We start from the raw sequence: 22,447 nt of genomic DNA, 5'->3' as shown, positions 1-22,447 counted from the left end.
GATACGGTATTAGTATTTCGAGCAATTACCCGTGACTACGCAAAGGACGCATCCCATGGCCAAGAAAGTCACCGTCACCCTGGTCGACGACTACGATGGCAAGTCGAAAGCGAATGAAACAGTTCAATTTTCGATCGATGGCGTGGCCTACGAGATCGATCTGTCCACCAAGAACGCGGGCAAGCTGCGGGTGACACTGGAGCCCTGGGCGGAAAAAGCGCGCAAGACAGGACGGGCGAAGCGCAAAGGCAGCGGTAAAGCGACTTCGGCGACCGATCGCGAGCAAACAGCGGCGATCCGGGAATGGGCCAGGAAGCACGGCCACAACGTATCGACCCGCGGCCGCATCCCCGCCGACATTGTCGCGGCATATAACAACGCGAACTAGCGAAACCGGAGGAATCGGACTTCGTCTGGAGCACATCGCCAGTTCACGGGAGTTCCGGCGACGATGTCGCGGGGTGGTCCCGGTGCCGGCATCGGTAGAATTTCGGGTTCGTCGGCCGGAGTTCGGCCGACGGTGACTCGGAGAGGACGGGGTGTGTGGCGAAGCGCATGCGAAAGCTGACCGCTCGGTCGGCGATTCTCAGTGCGTTGCTCGGCGCGCATCCGGCCGAGGCACCGGTCAGCTGGATCGTTTCGGTAGCCGAGGAACTGGGCCTGCAACAATCGGCCGTGCGGGTCGCGCTGACCCGGATGGTCGCCATGGGTGATCTGGAACGCGCGAACGGCGTATATCGACTCTCGGATCGGCTGATCGAGCGCCAGCGCAGGCAGGACGCCGCGGTGAGTCCCGTCGTGAAAGCTTGGGACGGCGAATGGTATCTGGCGGTGGTGACAGCGGTCGGTGACGACGCGTCGGCGCGGACCGCGTTCCGAGATACCATGCGCGCCCGCAAACTCGGCGAATTGCGCGAAGGGGTGTGGACCCGGCCCGCGAACATCGAGATCGTTCTCGGGCCGGATGCGGGCAGGCGGGTGTCGGTGTTCACCGCGGCGCCAGAGGATTCACCGGTCGCGCTGGCGGAAACCCTTTTCACGCCGCGGGTTTGGGCGCACGACGCGCAGCGGTTGCTCGGCGAGTTCGCGAGTTCGTCGTCGCTGCGCGAGCGGTTCGAGGTGGCGGCAGCGGCGGTGCGGCATATTCTCGATGATCCCTTGCTGCCCGATCCGCTGCTCCCCGCGGACTGGCCGGGGTTGCCGCTGCGCGCCGAATACGCGGCGTTCCGTACCGAATTCATGACATTCGCCGAACACCTGCTCGTCACATCGGACGCTTGAAAACTTCCGGCCTGTTTCAGCGGCTCGTCTTGGGCGTCGCTCGCTGAATGATCGCCGCGCTGTCGATACCGGTGGGCAAGGTACCGAAAACATCCCCGTGCTCACCGCCGAGCCTGCTCACGGTGAAGGCGTCCGCGACGGCCGGGTGACCGAAGCGAACAAGCAGTGACGCCTGGAGTACCTGGGCCATATCGCCGACGATGCGGCGGGCCCGGTGCTGGATGGTGTCGAAGTCGCCGAATTGTCCCTCCAGCCGGGCGATCGCGGCGTCCAGGTGCGCGTCGGCGCCGGCCGCGCGTTTGACCTCGTCGAAATAGGCGCCGAGGGTTTCCGGCTGTTTGGCCATCGCACGCAGAGTGTCGAGTGCGGCGACATTGCCCGATCCTTCCCAGACCGACATCAACGGGGCTTCCCGATACAACCGCGGCATCCGCGATTCTTCGACATATCCGTTGCCGCCCAAGCATTCCAGCGCTTCGGCGGCGTGGATCGGACCGCGTTTGCACACATAGTATTTGCTCACCGCCAACGCGATCCGGCGCAACTGGTCGGCGCCGTCCACGCCGGCCGTCGCGCGATCGGTGAGGTCGGCCAGCCACAACGCGACCGTGGTCGCCGCCTCCGCCTCGATGGCGAGGTCGGCCAGCACATTACGCATCAGCGGTTGATCGGCCAGCGTCGCGCCGAACGCGCTGCGGTGCGCGGCGTGGTGCGCGGCCGCGGCGACCCCGGTGCGCATCGCGGTGGCGGTGCCGATGGTGCAGTCCAGGCGGGTCAGGTTGACCATCTCGATGATCGTCGGCACGCCGCGGCCTTCGGCACCGACCAGCCAGCCGACGGTGTTGTCGTACTCGACCTCGCTGCTGGCATTGGAGTGATTACCCAGCTTGTCCTTGAGCCGTTGCAGCGCAAAGGTATTGCGGGTGCCGTCGGGCAGCACGCGCGGGACGAAGAAGCAGGAGAGCCCGCCCGGAGCTTGTGCCAGCACCAGGAACACATCCGACATCGGCGCGGAGGTGAACCACTTGTGACCGGTGATCCGATAGGTGCCGTCGGACATCGGGGTGGCGGCGGTGGTATTTGCCCGAACGTCCGAGCCGCCTTGCTTCTCCGTCATCGACATTCCGGCGATCAGGCCGCGCTTGGACAGCGGCGCACGCAGGACGGGATCGTATTCCTTCGCGCACAGCAAAGGTTCGTATTGTGCGGCCAGCTCCGGCGCGGCGCGCAAGGCGGGCACCACGGCGTAGGTCATCGAGATCGGGCAGCCGTGCCCGGCGTCGACCGGACCCCACACGCTCAGTTTCGCGGCCCGGGTCAGATGCGGGTTCGGCCGGGTGTCGGCCCACACCGCGCCGTGCAACCCGAAGCCGACCGCGTAGGTCATCAATCGGTGATAACTGGGGTCGTAGACGACCTCATCGACGCGATTGCCATAACGATCGTGTGTCTTCAGTACCGGTTGGTGTGTCTCGGCGAGGTCACCGAGTTCGAGGGCTTCGGCGCTGCCCGCCAGCCGTCCGATCTCGTGCAGTTCGTCGAGCGCGTGCTCGGCGCCCGCGCGGTGCAGCGCCTCGAGCAGCACCGGCTGCTCGGCGGCGTCGTAGTCGACGAGCGGAGGAACCTGGTTGGTAACGGCGTGGGTGGGCATGAAATCAGTATTACAGTGTTCCGTCAATTGGCACAAGTATGTAATATCGGGAGAAGTTGTTCGCCCCGCTGCAGTCAGGAAAGCCTCTTGTCAGACTTCGAGAATCATTCCGGGACCCGTCCGGCCGCCTGGTATGAGGGACTCACCGAAGCCCCCGATTCGCCGTGGGCCGACCGCGAGCTGCCGCCGACCGACATCAGCTATCGCACCCTCACCTACGAGGTCACCGGCCGGATCGCGCGAATAACCTTCAACCGGCCCGAACACGGCAACGCCATCACCTCCGACACCCCGATCGAGCTGGCGCACGCGGTCGAGCGGGCCGACCTCGACCCGCGCGTGCACGTCATGGTGGTTTCGGGACGCGGCAAGGGTTTCTGTGGTGGATACGACCTCTCACTCTTCGCGGAGAGCGGATTCCACGGCGACGACGCGGACTCCACCGCAGGCACCGTGCTCGATCCGATGATCCAGGCCCGCAACCACAATCCCTGGGGGACTTGGGATCCCATGGTCGACTACGCGATGATGAGCCGGTTCAACCGCGGCTTCGCCAGCCTGCTGCACGCCAACAAGCCGACCGTCGCCAAACTGCACGGCTTCGCCGTCGCGGGCGGTACCGACATCGCGCTCTACGCCGACCAGATCATCTGCGCCGACGACACCAAGATCGGGTATCCGCCCACTCGGGTCTGGGGCATCCCGGCGGCCGGGATGTGGGCACACCGCCTCGGTGACCAGCGCGCCAAACGGCTGCTGTTCACCGGTGACTGCCTGTCCGGTAAGCAGGCCGAGGAGTGGGGTCTCGCAGTCGAATCCGCGCCGGCCGACGAACTCGATGAACGCACCGAGGCGTTGCTCGAACGGATCGCGCGGATGCCGATCAATCAGTTGATGATGGCGAAGCTGGCGCTCAACAGTGCTTTATTGGCGCAAGGTGTGGCCAACTCGGGGATGATCAGCACGGTTTTCGATGGGATTTCTCGGCATACTCGAGAGGGTTACGCCTTTCAATTACGTTCGGCCACTGAAGGTTTCAGGGCAGCTGTGCGCGAGCGGGACGAACCCTACGGGGACTGGAAGCGGGCGCAGTTCGAGAAGTAGTGGTCTTTCATGGGTGAGCACGCCGCGGGGTTCGATTGGTCGGCGACGACCCTCGGTACCCGCTTGCAGTGCAACACCTTTCGGGCACCTACTTCAGATCTCGGCTCGCGCCAGGAGTGTGTCCGAGCGTGCGGCGGTAGACCTCGATGAACGCGCTGGCCGATGACCAGCCGCACCGATACGCGACTGTGGTGACCGGTACCTGCTCGGCGAGGAGTTGCATGGCGTTGTGCAGGCGCAGCTGAGTGCGCCACTGCGGGTAGGTCATGGCGAATTCCGTACGGAAAAGGCGAGTGAGCGTTCGTTCGCCGGCACCGACCCGGCGGCCGAGTCCGGCCAGTGTCCACACCTCGGTGAGGTCGGATTCGACCAGGGCGCAAGCCTTTCGGAGTCGCTCGTCGCGTGCCGCGGGTAGCCGCAACGGTTGTTCGGGGCTGCGACGCAGTTGATCGAGCAAGACCTGGCGCAGCAACCTCAGTTCGGCATCGGGCAGGTCCTCGGCCGTCGAGCAGGTGATGATGAGCTCGCGGATCAGCGGCAGTGCCGCGAGCACCGCCGGGGAGGTCCAGTCGGGAGCCAGTTCGGGCGGGAAGCCCACCGTGTGGAAGCGCGTCGGGCCGTAGAAGTGGTGTTCGTGCCAGCTGCCCGCGGGGATCCAGATCGCGCGGTCCGCAGGGGCGATCCAACTGCCCGCGTCGGTGCGTACTTCGGCCACACCGGAGCGCGGATAGACCACCTGATGGTCGGCATGCCGGTGGCGATGGATGCGCGCTCCGCCGGTGAGCGTCTTCGCCACCGTGGTGTCCTGGCGGAAGATCGACATAATCAGGCAGTTTATCGGAATCCTGCTGAGGCCTGTCGTCCATAGGCTGCCGGATGGCAGAGGAGGAGACACGGTGAGTACAGATGCTGTCGTGGTGCGTTCTGCGTGGAAACGCATGCGGTACTGGGTGATTGCCCACGCGGTCGACGACTTCTATCAGGGCCTGGTACCCGCAAGCATTCCGTTCTTCGTACTGGAGCGGAACTACAGCTATGTCGCCGCGTCGGGTCTCGCGCTAGCCGCGGCGCTGGGCAGTTCGCTCCCCCAGCCGGTGCTCGGCCTGCTCGCCGATAGGTGGCGGTTGCTCTGGCTCGCACCTGCCGGGGTCGCGGTGGCCGGGCTGGGCGCCGGATTGTCCGGGCTGGCACCGACCTATCCCATGGTGTGGATCTTGCTGCTGCTCTCGGGAATCGGCGTGGCCGCGTTCCACCCGTCGGCGGGCCGGGACGCCCGTCGGGACGCGGGGAACAGTGCGTCAGCCATGAGTTTGTTCGCCGCCGGTGGCAGCGTCGGATTCTTCTTGGCTCCCGCACTCGCCACACCGGCGCTGGTCTCCTACGGCGTCGGTGCCACCGCATTCTTCATTCCCCCAGCGGTTTTGCTGGGTTTCCTGCTGTGGCGCTACCAACTTCGGCAATCCGTCGGCTCGATTGCCGCGACGCCGACTCCGGGCCAGGACCGCTGGGTTCCGTTCCTCGTGCTCACCGCTGTCGCCGTCGTCCGCGCGATCATCTCCTTCGGACTCAGCACCTTCCTCGCCCTGTATTGGATCAACTCCTTCGGCGGCTCGCGCGCGCTCGGCGGCGCCGCCCTGACAGCGTTCATGGCCGGAGGCGTGGCAGGCACGCTGCTCGGTGGCCGCCTCGCCGACCGCATCGGCACGCTGCGCACGCTCCAAATCGGCAGCGCTGCAGCCATTCCCGCGCTGGTCGCGCTGCGTCTCGTGCCGAGCCCGTTGCTGGGTCTCGGCCTGGCCGCGCTCACCGGCATCACGGTGAACATCCCCTTCGCGGTACTGGTCAAGCTGGGCCAGGACTATCTGCCGAACCGTCCAGGCACCGCCGCAGGCGTCACCCTCGGCCTGGCAGTCAGCGCAGGCGGACTGTTCGTACCGCTGCTCGGCATGCTCGCTGATCACCAAGGGCCACAAGCAGTTCTGACCGCCCTATGCTTAGTTCCTGCCGTCGCCGTCGGCCTGGCACTACTGCTCCCCCAACCCGCCCATCAAGATTCACGAGAGCTCGGCCAAGGCTGACCGCAGCTTGCCTGCCATCTCGATCGCTTGCTCGAGTGACCACGGCAACACGCCGTTCTCCGACATCAGCGCGTAGAACTGTTGCTCGCGATACGGGACGCCAGGCGGAAGCGGTGCGACATGCCAGTGCAGATGCGAATTGCCCTGCTGACTACCGAGACTCAGCAGATAGGTCCGCTCCGTCGGCACCACCATCTCCACCGCCCGGGCGACCCGATAAACCAGCGACATCAACCGGAGATAGACATCCTCGGGCAAGTCACGCACCACATGCTCCCGATGTACCTTCGGCGCCACCAGCACGTAGCCGAGCAGCAACGGATATCTCGGAAGGAACACAAGGTTCTCGTCGTCCTCCACCACGATCTGCTCCATCACGGAGTCGTGCTCACCGGCCACCATCGCGCAGATGAAACAAGGGCTCGACTGCACCCGGCGCACATATTCGTCTACATCGAAAGGAATCCGCTCCATCCCGAGATTCTTGCCGCCGTCGCTCGGAAACGGGCCCTTAGTCGTCCATTCGCGGCAGCCCGCCGATGCGGCCGTTCGCCAGGCCCAGGTGTTCGCCGATGTCGGCGATACTCATGCCGTGGTCGTGCGCGTCCTCGATGGCGGTCTGGCGGATGCCGGAGAGCTCGGCGATACGAAGTTGGTAATGGGTGATCAGGTTAGCGGCCAGCTGTGCCCGCCGGATCGGATGAGCCACGGCACGAATCTCATCCACATCGTCGTCGACCGCAGGACTCTCGGGTTGCACCACCGGCGATTGCTCGACAACGAAGGTGCCGCGCCGCGGCACGGTCCGCACGAGCCGCTGAGCAGCCAGCAACTGAATGGCTTGCCTTACCACCGACCGCGACACCCCATGCCGCTCAGCCAGTTCCGCATGACTCGGCAGCTGCATGCCGCCCGCCAGACTCCTGTTCCGGATCCGCCGCGCGTAATCGTCCGCGATGCTGACGTAAGCCGGTTCGGCCATCGGTCGATCCCTTCATCTGCCGTCGCTCCGTTCGAGGGTACGGCGGATGATCGGATCGCGCGGAGGTCGCCGATGGAACCTGTTGCGTTTCAACGGTTCCTGATGGTGAGGGAACCAGCTTGTTCAGTGCTGCCTAATAATTGCCTTGGAACAGTATGCGCGGACGCCTGGCTCGACTGCCCCCTGTCGAGTTGACAGCCCACGGGCTACGCGGTTCGGCGAAGGCGGCCTCGGTGCGGTCGCTGCACATGCTGGCTGGAACAAGCCCGGCTGGTCAACAGACGTACAGCCAAGAAATGCCCAGAGGTCGACCGAGTCGGCTGCCGACGGCTGTGTTCAGGTCGGCCACGCCAATATTCCTTCTCCCCTCGTTCGGAATTTCAGTAAGGGATAAGTCCCGGCGGTCGGGCGACTGGACATGCACGGCCATCGGCGTTCGTCGATCGCGCCCTAGCGGCACGTCCAGCATCCACAACAGGCGCCAGCCCGCCATGAACTGCGAGTTTCCGCCGACATGCCGGTAGCGGGAGGAACTTATCAGCGATCGCTGTGGTGATTCATGCCGAGCATGGCCATTACAGCCTGCGTGTCTACGCCAGCTTCCGACGCTGACTTCGGTGGACTCGAGTGCTCGCTATTGCCGATGTGCAAATCGTCGCGCCTGCGGTATTGCTTCATTCGTACATTCCGCCTCCGCCAGATCGCAAGCAATGTCGGAACGAACCACGTGGCACGGTCTGCACCATCCTTGACGTGTACGCCAGCGACCAGTTCGGGCTCAACTACCGTGGCCCAGAACGGCGCGACCATCGTGTTCCTCAGTGCCCGCTCCGACCGGATCGACCCACTCGGCAGACGATTCGATGCTGGGAGCTGCCACGGCCCGCGCTTGGGAAAGTCGACCTAGTCGTCACTAGCGTCGGTTTCGCCGGATTCAGCCATGACGTTGCCGACGAGCGCGGGCACGTGGATGGAATCGGGCGACGGCCGTGCTCGGCCCTCCGCATAGGCCAGACGTGCGGCCGCTAGGTCGGCGAGGCGTACTGCCTGGATCACGATCACGCGCCGAAGCCCGGCCGAGACCTCTCCGCGCTCGTGGGCGACGGCGGCCACTCGAGCCAGCGTCTCTGCCCGGCGGGCGATCCGAACGTCGGGGTGCTCACGATCCTCTCGCATGTCCTCGGGGACGAGGTCGAAGCGGTACGACGCGGGCAGGTCGACGATGGGCGATATCGGCGGGATCTTCTCGTTGAGGATCGCCTTGTATTTGGAGTTCTGAATAGCCTGGACGTAGACCGAGTACTCGATGGCGTCCACCTGGGGGCGACGCTCCGTGGCCGGCACCTGGCGGAGGTGCTCGACCGGGTACAGCTCCATCTCGGCGACTTCGAACGGGTCGAGTATGCGGTAGGCCAGGGTATCCGAGCGTTGCCCGGTCAGGTGGCGGCCGATGCGGGTGCCGAAGTCCTCGGTGGTCTGCCCGACGTAGATCGGCTCGCCATCGTAGTCATAGAAGGCGTACACGCCGATGCACTTGCTCAGCTTCACGCCGCTCGCGCCATCCACGGTGTTGAGGGCTGCCGACAGCTTCTCACGGAACCCACGCACAAACCGCGTCGGCATGGACTTCTTGGTCGGCGGCCGCTTGGCCGGATCGTTGTAGCTGGCGACGCCTCGACTACCCATTGATGACGGCCTCACCGCTCGCGGAGGGCGGGACGAGCTCGTCGGTGACTAGCAGCCTGCGGCGGTGGCGGCGGGCCTGGCGGCGCAGCCGTTCGGGCCAGCCGTGGTCCACGGGAAACATAGACTTGACTACGTCAGCGTAACTACTCTGAAACACGACCTAGTTCAATCCTTCCATCCTATGGCGCTCCGCGAGATCATACTTCTCCGCAGAGGCCAATTCGCCGCAAAAACTCAACTCTACGGCCGTCCTCCCTCGACGAGAAGCGGCCACGAACTGTGCGCTCTTCATATCTGTTGCAGCACAGACCGCGGCACGCATCAGCATGCTGCGGTCGAAGCAGCCGAGCTGCAATACCGAATTTCAGATCACCCAATATGAGCGCGTTTCGACGGAATCCAGTCTCCATCGTGGAGTTTGATCTCCGCTAGGCCAGGACGCTGCGGCTGTTGCGAGGAATGCCCGAGCCCGCGGTAGCAGTAGCGGGAATGCGAGGTTGAAGTCCATGACGACATCTGAGTTCCCCACCCAATCTGGGGCGAACCTTGCGGAACATCGTTGCGGCCTCGCCCGAAGCATTATGGCTCAGCGGGACGGCTGATGCAGACGCTACTGACATGGAGGCGAGTCCGACGGGGACGACTTGGTGCCGCCACTGGCCATCTACTGCTCCCGCGGTCCGCGCAGACGGTACTCGCGGACACCAAGGCGACCGTGGACACGCTGCAGACGTCGAAACTCTCGCGCGCACTGCAGACCGCGTTCAATGTCCAGGACAGAGGACATGGACTGTTACGTACACCACGCGAAGATCGAGGCAGCTACCTAGGCACTGGGCTGAACCTCAAGATCCCTGCAGCCTCCCGATGCTGGCCTGAAGGTGACGGACGCCGTACAGCAGTGCATGGAAACCTCTGCACCGCAGGGGTTGAGCTCCTATACAGTCGGCTTTGCGCCATCCGTGACCTGGCGTCTTCTTGTTCAGCGGCGGTCAGGCACCGCCGGATATTGGCGGAACCTGTCGGGTGTGTGCTGTAGCGTATGGGCCGGAATGGGATAGATAATGACAGGGTTGTAATTCAGGTGGATCGGCGGCATCTAGGGCTCCCGGCGTGAGTCTCGCGCCTGTCAGCCAATCGATGGCGACCGCTGTGGTGAGCGATGGGATCTGGCGAACGCGGGCGTGCTGTACACGAACTAGCGGATCAGCGCGGAGAGACAAGAGGGGATAGATGCACCAGTACAGCTTCTACGAGTTCTTCGCCGGTGGCGGCATGGCTCGGGCAGGATTGGGCGCGAACTGGAAGTGCCTGCTCGCCAACGACTTTGATGACAAAAAGGTCGCCATCTACAACAAGAACTGGCACCCCGAGCCATCGGAATCAGATCCCTGCGTGATGATTCCGGGCGATGTGGCGAAGCTGACAGTCGATGTCGCGCGCAAACATGGCGATGCCGATCTGGTGTGGGGGTCCTTTCCTTGCCAAGACCTGTCCCTCGCTGGCAACGGCGCAGGCCTGAGCGGCGAGCGGTCCGGCTCATTTCATCCTTTCTGGAATCTGGTCAAGGGTTTTCGAGCAGCAGGGGCTCCTCCCCGGGTAGTGGTGTTGGAGAACGTCGTCGGGGCGCTCACCTCAGGGAAGGGCCAGGCATTCTCGACGCTGGGGAACGAGCTAGAGGAAGCTGGCTACAACTTCGGCGCGGTTGTCATCAATGCCTCTCATTGGGTCCCGCAGTCCCGACCGCGGTTGTTCATCATCGCCGTAGACAAGCGCCAACCGATTCCTGACCACCTCATCGCAGAGGGACCAGATAGCGTCTGGCACACCACAGCTTTACGCACCGCATACGGACGCTTGGTACCTGCCGCCAAGGAGTCATGGCTGTGGTGGAAGCTGCCGGAGGCACCAGCCAAACGCGATGATTACCAGACCTTCGCCGACCTTATCAAGGGCGATGAGCTTGAGGGCGTGACTTGGAACAGCCCCGAGGTCACCGAACGCCTCGTGAACGTTCTGATGAACCCAGTGAACCAAGCCAAAGTCGAGGCAGCAAAAAACTATACCAGAGAAAAAGGCGGCCGCAGGGTGGGGACCGTTTACAAGCGGATGCGACCGGAAGGGAAAGTCATCGCAGTTGTCGACGGCAAAGAGATCCGAGAGAAGGTGCAACGGGCAGAGGTCCGTTTTGACGAGGTCGCCGGCTGCTTGCGCACTCCGACCGGAGGCTCGAGTCGCCAGACCATCCTCGTCGTCGAGGGCGACAACGTCCGGTCGCGGTTGTTGTCCCCACGTGAGGCAGCTCGACTCATGGGACTGCCGGACGATTACAAGCTGCCTGAGCGCTACAACGATGCCTACCATCTCGCGGGCGATGGGGTCGTGGTGAACGTGGTTCGTTTCCTCGCGGAGAACCTGATTGAACCGCTGGTCGCTGCCCCCGCAGTGCTCCGGCCCAACCAGACGGAGGAACAAGCTGCGTGACGAGCGCTTGGCGGCGTAAGCAATTCCGAATTCTCCATACCGCTTCACGGCCTGTACCAGACACGAGCTTATGAGCGAGACGCCGGAGCAACGAAGTCGAACAATGCGGGCCGTTCGATCGCGCGACACTACGCCGGAGATGGCCGTGCGCCGCTTCCTCCATGCCGCCGGTCTGCGATATCGACTTCACGATCGTCGTTTGCCGGGAAAACCCGACCTGGTTTTTCCCGGCAGACGGATTGTTCTATTCGTCCATGGTTGCTTCTGGCATCAACATCCGGGCTGCCCCAGATCCGCGCGACCCGCATCGAATACGGAATATTGGACCAGCAAGCTTGATGGCAACATCGAGCGGGACCTGCGTCGGCGCAGGGAACTCGAAGCCGAAGGCTGGCGCGTCCTCACGATCTGGGAGTGCAATACGCGAGATCGCCATGCCCTTAGTCACCTGCTGGCGCAGGTCAGGGGCCAACCGGGATAGCTGCCGATGCGGCGTCGTCCTCCAGTCGTCGTCCTTGCGGCAAGAAGACTTTAGTCTCCAATCTATCCGGGCGTAGTATTGCACCACACCGAGCTTTGGCCTGCCCGCGAGCGCCTCTACTAGGCAGACGTAAAGATTTGTCTCCGCCATTCCGGGCTCATACCAAACCCCGATCGATTGCAGCGCAAAGTAAGTCGCGGGCACTATCGACACTGTCGTAGTACCTTCGTTCCTGCCGTTCGAAACAACCACCCCAGTGCCGTGCCGCGCGCTTTCGTCGACTGCTGGCTCCAGGGCGGCGCCGACCATCACTTCGTGGCCATCTGGCGCACCAAGGACAGGTTGAGTTTTCATAACTATCAACGAAGTTCAGTGTGCTCGATGTCGGGAATGTAGAGCGCACGCGAAGTGGAACAGCTACGAGGGACTGGTCGCGTCACCCTCAATTCTCCGACGGCAACTACGCCCGAACGCGCCTGTAAACGACTAAATGCCGCTGGCGACAACTGGACAGCGCAAATCACGCCAGGTGCCGTAGCGTTCCGCAGGGTACCGGCAGACCCTCACCGCCGAGAACCCGTCGCGTATGACACCCACCGTTTGCCAACCAACTTTCATCGACAGCGCCGCCGCGTCCTGGGGATCACGGCGGCACATCCTGGGGCTACCTCGAAAACGGCACGACTCAAGGGATGCATCCTGTCTGCATCGGAGTGAGCGCATAAGTAGCTGCACGTGGCGGTGTGGGGTAGTAAGTTGGCTTCGTCAGCGATTGCTGCTGATGCCTGCCGACTTCGATTGTTCGGCACCGCAACTAAAGTTGGCTCTGATTGAGCCGCTCGAACAGGGGGTTGACGAGTGGATGCTGAGCTGGCCGCACCGTGCCGCCACGCAGGTGTCCCACTGCCAGCAGTGGTCGACAGCGTAACCCGGCTCATCCAGCAACTCGCTGATGACCCGGAGGTGCTCACCAAGTACGGATTGACGGCGGACGAGTACCGGTCGGCCCTGCCGGGAGCGATCGAGCAATTCCGCGGTCGGCGTAGCGCGAGCACATCCGGACGCAAGATGTTCCTAGCCGATCTCCTGCAGGGACTCGTCGATGCGGGCCTCGTTGCATACATGGAGAAGCCCGAGTATGGCGACAATACGGTCTACCGCCTGGAAATCAGCGGCTTCGGCGACGTCGCCATCATCCAGAAGGGCTGCCCAGACGGGGCCCACAGCAGCAAACGCTGGAAGGTGCCCGAATGGGCCCGCGAAACCTACCTGTGGTGGCTATGTGACAGCACACGCTACGAGCCCGGCGCGCACATCGACAAGGGTGTCAAGCGCTTGCTGGGGGAGTTCCGCGGCACGCGGCCGGACACCCTCTCGGGCATCATCTTCCACAACGACATGTGCGGAACGCCGAACCGTCCGTGTCCCAAGAGCGCCTATGGCCTGGAGGTCGGACGGGTCCGCGTGCCGCCTCCGTGCGTATACGTGATGCCTGACCGCAATCCTGAAGCCGACGCGTGGAACTGGAACGGCGAGGTCGAAAGGGTCTTCCCGGCAATACTGCTCCAGGCCTTTGGTATCGCGCCAGCACAGGCTGCCCAGTTCATCGGCCACGTCGGGTTCCAAAAGCGCCGCGACGACACCAAGACGATCATCACCTCGCGGTTCGGGACCGGCCGCGCCACCACGTTCAGGAGCTGACGGATGCTGGATACCCTCGACCCCGATCGGAGCGCCTTCCTGGCGGCGCGCACCAAAAGCAACACCGTGCGTGTGCCCGCGTGGCCGAGAAGCGAGAAAAACCTTCCTGAGGTCGAGCTTGAGGCGACATGGGTGCGGTTCTCCGTCTCGAACCATCGAACCAGGGCCGAACAGGAGCGAGAAAAGCGCCTCGCCGGACGTGCGGACCTTTTTACCGCCGACCCGCTCGGACCGGTGGCCCAGGATGCCCAGTACAAGATCCTCTGCAGCCAACCTGGCTTCGACGAACTGAAAACAGATCTGCAAGAGCGCGGTCAGCAGGAACCGGCGATCGTCACCGCCGACGGGATTCTGATCAACGGCAACCGGCGCACAGCAGGGCTGCGATCGCTGTACGAGGCTGGGGTTCTGTCGGCCAGGTATGTGACCTGCCTCGTCCTGCCGGCGGATGCCTTGCCGGACGAGCTCGTAGACCTGGAAGCCGAGCTGCAGGTGGCTAATAGCTTGAAACAGGAATACTCCTGGGTCAACGAAGCCATCCTCATCGAAGAACTCTACGAGCGTGTCGGCAAGAACTGGGCCCACGTAGCGAACCGTATGCATCGCACTGTGACCGATGTCCGCGGCATGTACGACAAGCTCCAACAGCTTCACCAACTCGTCGAACTTTCCGGCGGTACGCGCTTCCATCTGGACTTTGTGGACAACGAGTCGGTATTCGACGAGCTGTCTAAGCACATCAAGAACAAGCCGCAAAAAGAAGCTGACTCCGTGCGCGCTGTGTACTTCCTGGGTGTGTTGACTGGCACCCCATATCGACAACTGCGGCACCTTCGACGCGCCGACGCGGCGCAGCTAGTCCACCAGGAGCTCGCCGACGAGACAACGATGCGGTCGATTCTCGATCTCGCCGAAGCGACAACCTCGGAGGCCGAGACAGCGACCCCTGACACGGCCGACGACCTTCTCGATGACCTCGTAGGAGGCTCCGAACCGATCTCCCCCCTGCACAGCCTGCTTGCCTTCGTCGCACAGAAGCGGCCAGAGGCCAACATCACCCTCGATGATGGAGAGCGGGTCCAGGTGCAGGACATGCTGACCAGCATCGGAAGCTCGATCGCGTCTGCGGCGGATGAAGCCAAGGAAGAGGGGAGAGACCAGTCAGAGCTCCAGGCTCCACTGGTTCGCGCCAAGAAGGCGATCGAGGAGCTGAACCGGGTGGTCGCGACGCTTCCCAAGGCGCGACGCAACAAGGAATGGGACGAGGCTGAGTTCGCAAAGCTGATTGCCGAGATCAGTGTAGCGCTCGACAAGATCCGGTGAGTGATGATCGTCGCCGAACTAATCCAAGGAAAACGGCCGATCGTCGCGCTGGAGAAAGGAGAAGACGCAAAACCCGGAGCGTGGGCGCGCCTGCAAGAAGCGCTGTCCCGAGGCATCGTCGGCGGCACGACAGAGACGGCACAGGTGCGCGCCGATGTCTTCTTCGCCGAACTCAAAGCGCTGCAAGAGGTCCGGATGCTGTACGGCACAAAGTTCGATTTCGGGCCGATTCTGACCGAGCAACTCCGAACGCTGTCCCGCGATCGACGTGACCGCCGGGCAGCTCTATCTCAACCGCCCCAAGTTTCGCCCGAGGACCTACAGGCCGAACTGAAAGAAGCTGGCTTCATCCGGCAACTCAAACCATTCCAGCTGCTCAACCTGGCCGCGATACAACGAATGCCGCATGGCGCGGACTTCTCAGTTCCAGGGGCAGGAAAAACTACTGTCGCTCTCGCCAACTACCTTCTGCACCGATCAAGAGGATCGGTACAGCGCTTACTGGTCGTCGCGCCGATTGCGGCGTTCCAGTCATGGAAAGAGGACTCTGCCGACTGCATCGAACCCGCGCCGCGCATCCTCGTGCATGCCGGCACGATGTCGCTCATACCCGACGACACGGAAATACTGCTCACCAACTACAACAGGGTCGCTGCTGACTACGACCGCATCCGAGAATTCGTAGCAGCAAAGCCCACCCAGATGATCCTCGACGAAGCACACCGAATCAAACGCGGCGAGAACGGAGTTCACGGTCGCGCGGTCCTGGACCTCGCCTACGCTGCACGGCGCCGAGATGTACTGACAGGCACGCCTGCGCCGCAGGGAGCCTCCGACCTCGTGGCACCGGTGCGGTTTCTCTACCCGGGCCAGGATCAGGACATCCTTCCTGAGGCGGTATACGACCAGAAGTCTGGTCGTGAGCAGGAGGTGGTCGCCGCCGCCAGCGCGGCGATTTCCCGATATTTCGTGCGCACACCCAAGGCAGACCTTGCCCTGCCGCCCACAACCTTCGAAGTGATCAGAAGGCCTATGCTGCCGATTCAGCGAGCGATCTACGCCTCGCTGATCGGGCAGTACCGCGGTCGATTCCAGCTCAATACTCCCGATCGCCGGAAATTCGACAGGCTCGGCCGGATCACCATGTACCTGCTCGAAGGCGCTACCAACCCAATGCTGCTCACCGCCGGATCCGACGCAGACGACCAGGAGGGCTTCGAACACCCGCCGCTCGACATCGCCGGAAACGAACCGGTGGCCGACCTCCTTTTGCAGTACCGGGACCTCGAGGTCCCCTGGAAATACACGAAGGTCGCCGAGATCGTCGAGGCCGCAGCGTCTCGCGGAGAGAAGGTGATCATCTGGTCGACCTTCGTCCGTAACCTCAAGCTGCTCGCAAACTACCTCCGCATCCATCAGCCAGCGCTGGTCCACGGGGGGATTCCCTACGCTGACAGCGCCAAACCGGACCAGGTCACTCGTGACATGGAATTCGATCGGTTCCGCTTCGAGCCGGATTGCCGGGTTCTTCTGGCCAATCCTGCGGCGTGTGGCGAGGGCGTGAGCTTGCACCACTGGTGCCACCATGCCATCTATCTCGACAGAACCTTCAACGCCGGCCACTTTCTCCAAAGCCAGGATCGGATACATCGCCTGGGACTCGCCGACAACATCGCAACCAGGTTTACGCTCCTCCTCAGCGAAGGAACCATAGACGAATTGGTCGACGGACGTCTGCGCGAGAAAGTCGCCGTGCTGTCTCAGCTGATGGCCGACCCCGGCCTTGTGAAAATGGCCCTCCCTGAGCCTGACACCGATGCCCGAGAACATGCCGGCACCGACGACGACATCGCGGCCGTCGCCGCCTTGCTGCAGGCGGGATCCTGATGCTTCCCCTCCACGGTGCCGCCTACAGCACGCTGCTGCTCACTCAGGTCGCACTCCTCACAGCGCGCCGCAGCATCGATGAATGGGTGGACGCAGCCCGCGGTACTCATGGCCGGCAGCTGGCATCTCAGATCGAAATGCGCACCTACGCACAGCACCTCGTCGACTGCCGACTGGCAAGCATCGATACCCACGTCAAGATTTCCCCACGACTGCTGGCCGCCGCACGATTTCCAGACGGACGTGCGATGTGTCACATCGCACAGGTGATGCTGCGAGCCCGTCCGCCATTCTGGCTGTACGTAGCCGTAAAAGGCAGACATGTCCAGCGTGAACTCATCCCCACTAACGACCTGAACGGATTACTCTGGCTGGAGCCACGCCTCGACCAAGTGTTGGTGCGATCCGCGGCCGACATTAACGCCGAAGTCGACAACCAGGCTGCGAAAGCATTGGGAGACGCAGCCGAGCTGCTGATGATGGCTGCCCTTGAGTACGAGGGCAGCCATCCCGTTCATATTGCCCAGCTCAGCGACGCCTACGGATACGACATCGAGGTGCCCGGCAGAGATGTCGACTGCATAGAGGTGAAGGCAGCCACCTCGTCCACCTCGGCAGGTTTCCACATCACGCGAAACGAATTCGACACAGCGATCTACTGCGGAACGCGGTGGAGGCTTATCCAGATCGTCCTCAGTAACACTGCACTCTTGGCCGACAAGATCGGGGCGATCCACGTCGAAGCGGTCCGCGAGCTCACCCACGACGACCTGCAACAACTCATACCGGAAGACACGGACCAATTCCGCTGGGAGAAGTCAGCTGGGATAACCGTGCCACCCGAAATGTGGCGGGACCCTGAAGTGCTACTCGACCCCGATTTCGTAGTCCCAGGCAAGACCCTGGGATCGTTCCGAGATCTCCAAAGTCCATAGTTTTGTATGACCTTCTATTGAAGGGGATCAGATGAAGAACGTGCTCCGTGAATGGTATTCGCCGACACACGACGAACTCGGCGAGTTCTACAAGCAGGGCACGATCGCCCTGGACGCCAACGTTCTCCTGTCTCTCTACCGAGTCAACGGCTCTCAACGAGCCCAAATTCTGTCAGTTCTGGGAAAGATCGGCGACCGGCTATGGATTCCATTCCAGGTTGCCTACGAGTATCAAAAGAACAGGCTCAAGACGGCCTGGGACGTCAACGCGGACCTGGACGAAGTGGAGCGGATGCCCGAAACAGCGATGAGGAGCATCGCCGAATTTGTTCAGCAGACTCTTGAAGAGCGGTCGCTGGTAGCCAAGAGAAAAGTCCGAGATCGTGAAATGCGAGAGGCAATACAGCGGCACTTCAGAGAAGCACAGGAAGAGCTGATCGCCTTGTCTGAAAAGTATCGAGAAAAACTGGAATCAGAATTTGGATCGCTCCGGTCGACCCACGCTCTCGAGTTCAGTGAAGTACAGGTCGACGATCCAGTCCGCGCCGCACTCGACGCTCTCGTAAGCGAATCCAACACTGGCGCGCCACTCTCGGTCGAAGAAAGCGAAAAGAAGCGCGCTATCGCACAGCGTCGCATGGAAGAGGGGATTCCTCCGGGTTATAAGGACTATAAGAAAAAGCCTGATCCATTGGGGGATTGTCTAATATGGTTCGAGTTGCTTGAACATGCAAAATGTACACAGAAAAAAATGCTCTTCGTTACCGACGATGTGAAGGAGGATTTCTATGTCCAGTTACACGGCAGGACCATCGGACCGCGGATCGAGATGGTTATGGAAATGGCCACAGAATGCGGTCAATCCTACCATCAGACCACCCTTGAAGGCTTTTTGAGGTCGGCCAATACATACCTTGACGCGAAGGTCGAAGAGGAAACTATATCGACCGTGCGCTCTGCTAGAGAATCTCGCGAGAGCAGGCCTGTCGACTTCGGTCCTATTGATCGGGTAGAGGGGTCAACCACGCCGTCAGAAGAGGCGGACCTCTCCAGTGTGGAATATGACCTCTTATTGACACTTGTTCAGAAGATTGAGGCAGACACGGACGGTTATACGGCTGATTCACCTGTACTGGGAATGCTCGGTCCCATCACTGCTGCTGCAGAATCCCGGGGCGACATCGAGACCCTGGAACGTGTTCTGTGCATACATTCGAGCGCTGGTTCGAATCCGACAGCTATTCTGAATACTCAGCTCGCAGTAGCCAAGGTGTTACGAAATTCGACGCGACCTCTCGAGGCAATCAATTATTTAGAGGGTGCCTATGCGAGTGCGCGCAGAGCGCAAAGTCTTCGCAAGTTCGAAATTGGGCGTATTCTAGCCGCAACCTTGGTAGAGGCTGGTCGCCGCGAGGCTGGTCGCCGAGTACTGGCGGAGCTCCTCGATGGAGAGGCGCAATCCCCGGCTAGCAGATCCATCGCTGCGAAAGAGATGGAACGAACGTATGACACTTACCTTGAGATATTCGGCAAAGAATTTCGTTCTGGACTAGATGGCGAGGATAGACAGTGACGACACGCCAACACTTGGTTGTATCGATTTAAGTTTTCGGGTGTTTCAGGCACTAGCAGTGAAACTCTCATCGAACCCTGAGATGTCCCCCTACACAGCTGATGCATGGATTGCATTCAATCGATAATAGAGTATATTAATTAGGCGACGCTATGGACCATGTCACGTCGGGATCATTGCGAGCGAGCATGGCCTGGAACGGGGTGGCATCGTCTGATGTCGACTGGGCACGCTTGGAACCTGGGCAATCCGAGCCTGGGACGGAAAGAGCCCTGGTGCATTCAGCGAACTTTGTCGGTGAATGCACCATCCGGTGGCCCTGGTAAGCAACGTGAGCGCAACTTCTTTCTTACTATGCCGTTGAACACAAGATTGTGATGTAGAGGGAGTGCTTGCCGATGTCGAACGCTGTGCAGAACGGTCGATAATGCCTGCAATCTCAGGCAGCCATCGCAACGCTCCTTCCAACGCTTCTGATGGTGCGCGGAATCCGAGAGGTTTGTCCAGAACGGCCGGTGTCGTACCACTGATCACCGACCGCTGTCCTGGCCAGCTTCCAGCCTCAGGGCTGACTGGGATGATTTGAAGGTAGTTACCGCGCCCCAGCTGCCAGTGCGGTCAACAGGCGGTTCGGCGTGACCGCAGACGCGCAGGCGGCGGCGCAATGAACGAGTCGAGCGAAACCTGGTCGTCGACGGCCAGTGCCATCTTCTCGTTGCCTGCAGCGACATTTCGCGTCTTGCGTGTCCGGGAAGAACGTAGCATCGCCGGGCAGAAGTAAGTGCCGTCGAATTCGAAGGCAACCGGCACGGCATCCGGCTGTCTGGCGGCGGCGCGGGCGGCGAGGCGAGCCAGTCAGCGCTCGGCAACCTGCGGGTAGGCTCCTCGACGTCGCCGACATCGAACTCGGAACCGGCCCGCGGCCCGCGCCCCGGCGAAGCATTAGCCCTGCGCTGGTCGGATATCGACCTCGACAGCACCCCGGCACGGATGACCTTCTCCGGCACCATCATCCGGATCAAGGGTAAAGGACTGATCCGCCAGGAATGGACCAAGACCGACTCCGGATACCGGACGGTGGTCTTGCCTCAATTCGTCATCGACACCCTCCGGCGGGTCAAGGCCGAGGCAGTCGCCAACGAACTGGACCTGGTCTTCCCCAACCGCGACGGCGGCATCTGGGATCCCCACAACTTCAACCGCCTGTGGCGCCAGGCACGCGGCGAGAAGTTCGCCTGGGTCACCCCCAAGACCTTCCGCAAGACCGTCGCTTCGCTCATCGCCGAGCAATACGGCCCCCAAGCAGCAGCTCAGCAGCTCGGCCACGCCAACGACTCGGTCACCAAACGCCACTACATCGACCAGCCCACCGAGGCACCTGACTTCACCGCCGCTCTAGGCGGCCTCGCACGCTGAAAACGTGTCGTTTCCGTGTCGTTCTAACACCGAAAAGCAAAAAACCAGGGTCGAACTGTACCGTTCGCCCTGGTCACTGCTCCCCCATCTGGACTCGAACCAGAAACCTGCCGATTAACAGTCGGCTGCTCTGCCAATTGAGCTATAGGGGACTATCCTCGGTCCGTCTGTGCTAGGCGGGCCGAGGAGAAACTTTAGCGTATGGGCGGGCGCCCGCCCAAATCGCGTCGCTACCTGCTGACATGTGGGGTTGGGTCGAGGGTTGCGGTGGCGGCGCGGTGGTCGCTGCCGGGGGTGTGTCGGACGGTGGCGGCTCGGGGGGTGAAGCCGCGGGTGAGGATGTGGTCGGGGCGGGTGAGGGGGAAGTCGGCGGGCCAGGTGAAGCCGAGGCCGCTGCGGACGTCGTGCAGGGCGAGGGCGGTGAGTTCGGGGTCGGTGGAGGCGGTGTTGAGGTCGCCGAGGACGAGGAGGCGGTGGGCGGGGTCGCGGTGGACGAGGTCGGTGAGGGTGCGAAGGGTGCGGTTGCGTGCGTCGGTGTCGTTGAAGCGGATGGAGCCTAGGTGTACGGCGTAGACGGTGACGTCGCCGGTGGGGGTTTCGAGGTGGGCGCGTAGGGCGCGGGCCCAGCCTTGGCCTAGGTCGAGGCGTTCGACGTCGGATAGGGGGTAGCGGCTCCACAGGCCGATGGTGCCGACGGTCGCGACGTGGGGGTGGTGTGGGTCCAGGGCGGCTGCTACGGCTGTTCGGTTGCGGTCGGTGAGTTCCTGTACCGAAATCACTGCGGCGTCGGTCAATTCGTCTGCTGTGCCGCCTGCACCGAGGTTCTGGGTGGCGACACGCAACGCGTCAGGGGACGACTCGCCGTGCGGGCGGTCGACGAGTTCGGGGACGAAGATCACCGTCCAAGCCAGGATCGGGGCCACGACAGCGACGAGGCCGACCTTGGAGGCCGCGCAGAGGGCGACGAGGGCGAGCAGCAGTGTCGGGACGATCAGCCAGGGCAGGAAACTGCTGACGAGCTGGCGAAACCCGCCGGTCTCGGGCAGCAATCGAGGGGCCACCAGCAGAGCGGCGAGCAGTGCGGCGGCCGACGCGAGGGTGATGTCTCGAAGAGTTCCGTACGGCATGACGGCAACGATGGATGGGCGAGATGAGAGGTTCATGAAACCGGATCGCGTTCCACCGTTCTCACCTGGAAGTAACGGTACGGCCGCTATCAGGGGCGAGAATGAACACAAAGCGCTGAGCGCGTGGTGAATTGGGAACTCCTTGGCAACCCCGCTGAGCAGAGGAACGAGGTGGCCGCCATGAACGAATTCGCATGCGGCGATTGCTGGCGTCGCGAGAATCTGACCTTCGCACAACTGCTGGATCCGGCGCACATCCGCCGCGGCCAGCGCCAGCTGTGCGACGAGCATCGGGCCAAGCGAGAAGAACTCGCCGCCTGAGCATCCGCCTCCCAGGCCCTATCCGGATCGACAGGGCCACCGGCCGTCGGGCAGGATAGAGCCGCGAACAGGCAACTGGGAGGAGCACATCGAGATGCTGCGGTTGATCATCGGCGTGGCGGCCGGGTATGTACTCGGCAGCAAGGCCGGGCGGGCTCGCTACGAGCAGATCAGCGCGGCGACCCGGGCGCTCTCCGAGAGCCCGGTGACCCGCAAGCTGGTGCTGGTCGGCAGGCAGAAGCTGTCGGACAAGCTCAGCACGAAACCGCGGCTGGAACCGATGGAGCCGCTGGACGAGCGCACCACCATCCTCGTGCCGCAGGATCAGCTCCGCCGCTGACGCCCGATCGACTGACACGATCGGTCTCAACGAGCTCTACTGCGCTGGGTGGCTCGTCGGGCGACTTCCGCTGCGGC

Annotated in this window: 21 protein-coding genes and 1 tRNA gene; 14 read left to right on the top strand and 8 right to left on the bottom strand. The window is 62.5% G+C overall.

Annotated elements, in window-relative coordinates:
* The first annotated feature begins 55 nt into the window (after nucleotides 1-55).
* Nucleotides 56-388, top strand: coding sequence for an Lsr2 family protein (locus tag ACIHA7_RS15810; RefSeq protein WP_397289865.1), 333 nt, complete (start codon nucleotides 56-58; stop codon nucleotides 386-388).
* A 167-nt stretch (nucleotides 389-555) separates the two neighbouring features.
* Nucleotides 556-1,281 (top strand): PaaX family transcriptional regulator C-terminal domain-containing protein, encoded by a 726-nt coding sequence (locus ACIHA7_RS15805; protein ID WP_397289863.1) that lies wholly within the window; start codon nucleotides 556-558, stop codon nucleotides 1,279-1,281.
* Between the two features lie 16 nt (nucleotides 1,282-1,297).
* Here ACIHA7_RS15805 and ACIHA7_RS15800 read toward each other — a convergent pair whose 3' ends face one another.
* Nucleotides 1,298-2,932, bottom strand: a complete 1,635-nt coding sequence (locus ACIHA7_RS15800; protein WP_397289861.1) for an acyl-CoA dehydrogenase family protein — start codon at nucleotides 2,930-2,932, stop codon at nucleotides 1,298-1,300.
* An 87-nt stretch (nucleotides 2,933-3,019) separates the two neighbouring features.
* On the opposite strand from ACIHA7_RS15800, the gene ACIHA7_RS15795 reads away from it, so the two are divergent.
* The gene (locus ACIHA7_RS15795; protein WP_397289859.1) at nucleotides 3,020-4,036 is read left to right on the top strand and encodes a crotonase/enoyl-CoA hydratase family protein; all 1,017 of its coding nucleotides are present in this window, start codon (nucleotides 3,020-3,022) and stop codon (nucleotides 4,034-4,036) included.
* An 88-nt stretch (nucleotides 4,037-4,124) separates the two neighbouring features.
* On the opposite strand, the gene ACIHA7_RS15790 is transcribed toward ACIHA7_RS15795, so the two are convergent.
* Nucleotides 4,125-4,859 (bottom strand): helix-turn-helix domain-containing protein, encoded by a 735-nt coding sequence (locus tag ACIHA7_RS15790; RefSeq protein ID WP_397289857.1) that lies wholly within the window; start codon nucleotides 4,857-4,859, stop codon nucleotides 4,125-4,127.
* Nucleotides 4,860-4,974: 115 nt separating this feature from the next.
* On the opposite strand from ACIHA7_RS15790, the gene ACIHA7_RS15785 reads away from it, so the two are divergent.
* Nucleotides 4,975-6,114, top strand: a complete 1,140-nt coding sequence (locus ACIHA7_RS15785; protein ID WP_397290788.1) for an MFS transporter — start codon at nucleotides 4,975-4,977, stop codon at nucleotides 6,112-6,114.
* Here the strand turns inward: ACIHA7_RS15785 and ACIHA7_RS15780 are convergent.
* From ACIHA7_RS15780 to ACIHA7_RS15765, 4 genes are all read right to left on the bottom strand, one after another.
* Complete coding sequence (locus ACIHA7_RS15780; protein ID WP_397289855.1) at nucleotides 6,091-6,588, bottom strand: HIT family protein; 498 nt, start codon at nucleotides 6,586-6,588, stop codon at nucleotides 6,091-6,093. The genes ACIHA7_RS15785 and ACIHA7_RS15780 overlap by 24 nt on opposite strands.
* Nucleotides 6,589-6,625: 37 nt before the next feature.
* Nucleotides 6,626-7,096, bottom strand: a complete 471-nt coding sequence (locus ACIHA7_RS15775; protein ID WP_397289853.1) for a GntR family transcriptional regulator — start codon at nucleotides 7,094-7,096, stop codon at nucleotides 6,626-6,628.
* A gap of 903 nt (nucleotides 7,097-7,999) precedes the next feature.
* Nucleotides 8,000-8,719 (bottom strand): GIY-YIG nuclease family protein, encoded by a 720-nt coding sequence (locus ACIHA7_RS15770; protein ID WP_397289851.1) that lies wholly within the window; start codon nucleotides 8,717-8,719, stop codon nucleotides 8,000-8,002.
* A gap of 55 nt (nucleotides 8,720-8,774) precedes the next feature.
* Entirely contained in the window at nucleotides 8,775-8,903 is a 129-nt protein-coding gene (locus tag ACIHA7_RS15765; protein ID WP_397289849.1) for a hypothetical protein, read from the bottom strand.
* Nucleotides 8,904-10,015: 1,112 nt separating this feature from the next.
* On the opposite strand from ACIHA7_RS15765, the gene ACIHA7_RS15760 reads away from it, so the two are divergent.
* The 8 genes from ACIHA7_RS15760 to ACIHA7_RS15725 all read left to right on the top strand — a co-directional run bounded on the left by ACIHA7_RS15760 (nucleotide 10,016) and on the right by ACIHA7_RS15725 (nucleotide 20,582).
* Nucleotides 10,016-11,266 carry a DNA cytosine methyltransferase gene (locus ACIHA7_RS15760; protein ID WP_397289847.1) on the top strand — a complete coding sequence of 417 codons (1,251 nt, stop codon included), beginning with the start codon at nucleotides 10,016-10,018 and terminating at the stop codon, nucleotides 11,264-11,266.
* 70 nt (nucleotides 11,267-11,336) lie between these two features.
* Nucleotides 11,337-11,747 (top strand): very short patch repair endonuclease, encoded by a 411-nt coding sequence (locus ACIHA7_RS15755; protein ID WP_397289845.1) that lies wholly within the window; start codon nucleotides 11,337-11,339, stop codon nucleotides 11,745-11,747.
* Between the two features lie 858 nt (nucleotides 11,748-12,605).
* The gene (locus ACIHA7_RS15750) at nucleotides 12,606-13,448 is read left to right on the top strand and encodes a hypothetical protein (protein WP_397289843.1); all 843 of its coding nucleotides are present in this window, start codon (nucleotides 12,606-12,608) and stop codon (nucleotides 13,446-13,448) included.
* Nucleotides 13,449-13,451: 3 nt separating this feature from the next.
* The gene (locus tag ACIHA7_RS15745) at nucleotides 13,452-14,771 is read left to right on the top strand and encodes a hypothetical protein (RefSeq protein ID WP_397289841.1); all 1,320 of its coding nucleotides are present in this window, start codon (nucleotides 13,452-13,454) and stop codon (nucleotides 14,769-14,771) included.
* 3 nt (nucleotides 14,772-14,774) lie between these two features.
* On the top strand, nucleotides 14,775-16,658 hold the full coding sequence (locus tag ACIHA7_RS15740) for a DEAD/DEAH box helicase (protein ID WP_397290786.1): 1,884 nt from the start codon (nucleotides 14,775-14,777) through the stop codon (nucleotides 16,656-16,658).
* A complete protein-coding gene (locus ACIHA7_RS15735) occupies nucleotides 16,658-17,593 on the top strand; it encodes a protein NO VEIN domain-containing protein (RefSeq protein WP_397289839.1) in 936 nt (311 codons plus the stop codon). Before ACIHA7_RS15740 ends, ACIHA7_RS15735 begins: the two co-directional genes overlap by 1 nt.
* A gap of 31 nt (nucleotides 17,594-17,624) precedes the next feature.
* Nucleotides 17,625-19,166, top strand: a complete 1,542-nt coding sequence (locus tag ACIHA7_RS15730) for a PIN domain-containing protein (RefSeq protein WP_397289837.1) — start codon at nucleotides 17,625-17,627, stop codon at nucleotides 19,164-19,166.
* Between the two features lie 813 nt (nucleotides 19,167-19,979).
* The gene (locus ACIHA7_RS15725) at nucleotides 19,980-20,582 is read left to right on the top strand and encodes a site-specific integrase (protein WP_397290784.1); all 603 of its coding nucleotides are present in this window, start codon (nucleotides 19,980-19,982) and stop codon (nucleotides 20,580-20,582) included.
* Nucleotides 20,583-20,661: 79 nt separating this feature from the next.
* Here the strand turns inward: ACIHA7_RS15725 and ACIHA7_RS15720 are convergent.
* Both ACIHA7_RS15720 and ACIHA7_RS15715 read right to left on the bottom strand, forming a co-directional pair.
* A tRNA-Asn gene (locus ACIHA7_RS15720) sits at nucleotides 20,662-20,734 on the bottom strand.
* 78 nt (nucleotides 20,735-20,812) lie between these two features.
* Nucleotides 20,813-21,709, bottom strand: coding sequence for an endonuclease/exonuclease/phosphatase family protein (locus tag ACIHA7_RS15715; RefSeq protein ID WP_397289835.1), 897 nt, complete (start codon nucleotides 21,707-21,709; stop codon nucleotides 20,813-20,815).
* Nucleotides 21,710-21,889: 180 nt separating this feature from the next.
* Between ACIHA7_RS15715 and ACIHA7_RS15710 the strand changes: the two genes are divergently transcribed.
* Together ACIHA7_RS15710 and ACIHA7_RS15705 are read left to right on the top strand one after the other, a co-directional pair.
* Nucleotides 21,890-22,030, top strand: coding sequence for a hypothetical protein (locus ACIHA7_RS15710; protein WP_167768984.1), 141 nt, complete (start codon nucleotides 21,890-21,892; stop codon nucleotides 22,028-22,030).
* 94 nt (nucleotides 22,031-22,124) lie between these two features.
* Nucleotides 22,125-22,370 (top strand): hypothetical protein, encoded by a 246-nt coding sequence (locus ACIHA7_RS15705; RefSeq protein ID WP_107654933.1) that lies wholly within the window; start codon nucleotides 22,125-22,127, stop codon nucleotides 22,368-22,370.
* The last annotated feature ends 77 nt before the right edge of the window (nucleotides 22,371-22,447 follow it).

Source organism: Nocardia sp. NPDC052316 (assembly GCF_044547795.1).
Taxonomy (GTDB): domain Bacteria; phylum Actinomycetota; class Actinomycetes; order Mycobacteriales; family Mycobacteriaceae; genus Nocardia.
Note: the sequence above shows the minus strand (reverse complement) of the source record. Positions and strands in the feature narration are given on the sequence as shown.